Here is a 3424-nt window from a genome sequence, read left to right on the forward strand (position 1 = left end):
CAAATCCTCAGGCGGTATCTCGACACCGCCCAATCAACGGCAACAGGGCAGTAAGATGGCAAAACGCATTGGCGATATTCTTATCGACCTGGGGTACGTCGACCAGGATCAACTGGAACTGGCCCTCACGGAATCCAAAAAAACAGGGATCATGCTGGGCGACGTGCTCCTGCGCCTGGACTGGGTCACCCAGGAACAGCTCCAGATGTGCCTGGCAGTGCAAAGCGGCGCCAAGCTTCTCGATACGGATGCCATCAAGGTGGACCCCGGCCTCATCTCCCAGGTCCCCCAGGAGTTCATTACCTCCCACGGCATCATGCCGCTGCAGAAACGCAACAACACCATCCTGGCCGCCACCAACAACCCCTTTGACGTGGTCGCCAAGGACAAACTGGCCCGCATCACCGGCTGCCGCGTGGAAACCTATATCGCTTCCAAGGACTGGCTGGCGAGTGCCATCGAACTCTACTACAAGACGGCCCTGGCCATCGACGTCGACATCGATCGAATTACGCGGGCCACGGTAACCGACGACGAATTCGAAGAGAACCAGATCGTCCTGCTGGGGGACCGGCTGATCGAAAAAGGGTTGGTGCTGGGCGCCAGCGACATCCACGTGGTGCCAGACGTGAAGCTGTCCCGCATCTACTACCGCATCGACGGCGTGCTGCAGCAGAAGTTCCTCTTTCCGATCCGCTTTCACAAGAGCCTGCTCACCCGGTTCAAGATCATGGCGGACATGGACATCTCCAACCCCAACATCCCCCACGACGGGCGCATCAAGTATTCCGGTGAAATCGGGGAAATCGATATCCGCGTCTCCACCTTCCCCACCCACCTGGGGGAAACCGCGGTCATGCGGCTGCTGATCTACAGCAAGGTGGTCGGCGACCTGCGGCGCCTGGGCCTGGAGGAATCCGACTTCGATCTTTTCCTGTCACACATCAAGCGGCCCTACGGCCTGATCGTGGCCACCGGTCCCACCGGTTCAGGCAAGACAACGACGCTCTACTCGGCCCTGATGACGGTCAACAGCCCCAACATCAACGTGATGACCGTCGAGGATCCCATCGAGTACATCATCCCGACCATTCGCCAGACCGCCGTCAACCCCAAGGCGGGGCTCTCCTTCGGCAACGCCCTGCGGTCGGCCATGCGCCAGGACCCGGACATCATCCTGGTGGGTGAAATCCGGGACACGGAAACGGCCGACCTGGCCCTGCGGGCATCCATGACCGGTCACCTGGTTTTTTCCACCCTGCACACCAATGACGCCGCGTCGGCGATCAACCGCCTGCTGGACCTGGGGGTGAGCAAGGGCATTTTGGCCTCATCCCTGAGCCTGGTCATCGCCCAGCGCCTGGTCCGCAAAATCTGCACGAACTGCTGCGACCACGCCGAGCCCGACGAACGGCAGATCGCATTGTTCGACCAGCACGGCATTGTCCCCCCTGAGCGCCTGGTGGTGCCGGTCGGGTGCGATTCCTGCTACCATGCCGGCTACCGCGGCAGAACAGGCATTTATGAAGTCATCCGTGTGGACCGGGAGATCCAGGGCCTGATCTTTACCGGCGCGTTGCACAGCACCATCGAAGAGGCGGCCGTGAATGCCGGCACCAGTCTGATGCTCAAGCAAGCCCTGAAAAAGGCGGCCGCCGGCATCACCTCCTTCGAGGAAGTCTACCGGGTGGTGGCCGATGCCTAAATTTGGTTACCAGGCCATAGACAATGCCGGCCTTTTGTTAAAAGGAAGCACTATTGCCGCCAGCGAAAAGGAACTGGAAACCAAGCTGCTGGACAAGGAACTCACCCTGATATCCAGCCAGCGGCAAACCGACGGGTTCCTGGGCAAAAGCATCCTTGGGGATCGGGTCCGCCCTCGCGATATCATCGAGTTCTACCACCGGCTCCACCAGACCCTGGAACTGGGCCTGCCGATGCTGTCGGCACTCGAGGAAAATGCCGTCGGGCTGCCCTCACGGCCAATGCGGCGTATCGTCGACGAGATTCGCATCGCCATCGAAAACGGCAACACCTTCACCACCGCCATGTCCCGGTTTCCCAAGGTCTTCGGCAAGCTCGACCTGGCCATCATCCGCATGGGCGAGGAGACCGGCGTACTGCCCAAATGTCTCAAGGATCTCTCCGCGTTTCTGGAGTGGCGGGAAGAGATCCGCTCGACGGTCAGGCGAGCGGCCATCTACCCGACGTTCGTGATCATCGTCATCGTGGCCGTGATTGGCGTCTGGGTGGGGTATGTACTGCCTCAGCTAGCCGGCCTGCTGGTGCAGATGGGTGTCAACCTGCCGACCATGACCCGCTTCATCCTGGACCTGAGCCACTTCTTCAGAAACTGGTGGGCCGTCATCACCACGGCGATGGTGCTGTCCGCGATCGCCGTCTACGTACTTCAGCTCACCGAGAAAGGCGGGGTACTGTTTCACCGGCAACTTCTCAACATGCCGGTCATCGGTGGGGTGATCTCGAACATCGCCATGGCTCGGCTCAGCCACAATTTTGCCACCATGTACCAGGCCGGCATGTCGATTAACGGAATATTCGAGATCCTTTCAGCCAACGTGCTGGGCAACCGCTACCTAGAAATGCTGCTCAAAAAAGCCTTTGATGCGGTTCAACGCGGCGACGCCATCTCTGACGGCTTCGACAAGGCCGGCGGTTTCCCCCCGCTGCTGCTCGGCGCCATTCGCAACGGCGAAACCACCGGCACCCTGGATGTCTGCTTCGAACGGTTGGGCACTTACTACGACCGGGAGGCCAAACGGACCGTCCAGACCATGATCGCCAGCATCGAACCCATGTCCATCATCATGCTGGGAGGCATTTTCGGTTTCATCGTCCTGTCGATCCTCTTGCCGCTTTATGACGTGATTGGGAAGTTCTGAGTTCTGGTTCTGGGTTCTGGGTTCTGGGTTGGGGGGTAAATGTCGTCATTTGATAAGTTTGAGGATATCGAGGCCTGGAAAAAGGCCAGAGAGTTGACGACGGCTATCTATGCAGCAACCAATGGCGGCAGCTTTGCTCGAGATTTCGGATTGCGAGATCAGATCAGGCGCGCTGCGGTTTCTACCATGGCCAATATTGCGGAAGGATTCGGCCGCGGCGGCAACAAAGAGTTCATCCAGTTTCTTTCCGTGGCGAAATGCTCTGTGTCGGAAATCCAGTCTCAGCTGTATGTCGCTTTAGATGCTTGCTATTTGAACCAAACGCACTTTGAAGAACTCTACACGGAAGCTGACACGACCGCCCGGCTTATCGGCGGTCTGCTTCGGTATCTTCAGAACAACGATTTCAAGGGCTCAAAATATAAATGAATTAGGGTTCAGTGCTATGTTTAAGAAGTAAAAAAACCAAGCTTAAAGCGATGACTAATTGATTTCAATAACCCCGAACTGAGAACCCCGAA

The 3424-nt window shown here is 58.1% G+C and carries 3 protein-coding genes; all 3 read left to right on the top strand.

What is annotated here, in order from left to right:
* Positions 1–1705, top strand: a 1705-nt coding sequence (locus ABYV26_RS23235) for a GspE/PulE family protein (protein ID WP_372683735.1), incomplete at its 5' end; no start/stop codon positions are given.
* Positions 1698–2903 carry a type II secretion system F family protein gene (locus tag ABYV26_RS23240; protein WP_372683736.1) on the top strand — a complete coding sequence of 402 codons (1206 nt, stop codon included), beginning with the start codon at positions 1698–1700 and terminating at the stop codon, positions 2901–2903. The genes ABYV26_RS23235 and ABYV26_RS23240, both read left to right, overlap by 8 nt.
* 39 nt (positions 2904–2942) lie before the next feature.
* The gene (locus tag ABYV26_RS23245) at positions 2943–3332 is read left to right on the top strand and encodes a four helix bundle protein (protein ID WP_372683738.1); all 390 of its coding nucleotides are present in this window, start codon (positions 2943–2945) and stop codon (positions 3330–3332) included.
* The last annotated feature ends 92 nt before the right edge of the window (positions 3333–3424 follow it).

This window comes from Desulfosarcina sp. (genome assembly GCF_041551955.1).
GTDB lineage: Bacteria > Desulfobacterota > Desulfobacteria > Desulfobacterales > Desulfosarcinaceae > Desulfosarcina.

Excerpts from the sequence above, each read along its gene's own strand:
- ABYV26_RS23240 (WP_372683736.1), top strand. The coding sequence starts at position 1,698 with ATGCCTAAATTTGGTTACCAGGCCATAGACAATGCCGGCCTTTTGTTA.
- ABYV26_RS23245 (WP_372683738.1), top strand. The coding sequence starts at position 2,943 with ATGTCGTCATTTGATAAGTTTGAGGATATCGAGGCCTGGAAAAAGGCC.